Annotated in this window: 1 protein-coding gene; it reads right to left on the minus strand. The window is 61.3% G+C overall.

Going from position 1 to position 266, the window contains the following annotated elements; translation table 11 throughout:
- Positions 1–266 (minus strand): DUF3748 domain-containing protein (locus tag RTW80_RS29520; RefSeq protein ID WP_312721679.1); only part of this gene is annotated, 266 nt, incomplete at both ends.

Below are 266 nucleotides of genomic sequence, written 5' to 3' on the forward strand. Positions count from 1 at the left end.
GGTTCGGCGTTGTACGGCTTACCAGTACGCTCCAGAAGGTGCCGGCATATTCCCGCGGATGGTTCCCCTGTGGGTTTACTGGGCCAAAAGGCGCCGCCACCCCGACGTTACGCAAATCCAGCTGCGGATCGCGCGCGTGCAGCACATGGTCGTTGTAGGTAAAGCTGACGAACTGCCCGTTCGGGCTAAAAACGTGGACGTGGCTGCCGCCACGCAGCGCGCCTGCGGTGTAAGGCGCGGTGATATCCATCGCATCAAGATTGCTC

Source organism: Escherichia sp. AM3, assembly GCF_032029835.1.
GTDB lineage: Bacteria > Pseudomonadota > Gammaproteobacteria > Enterobacterales > Enterobacteriaceae > Escherichia > Escherichia coli.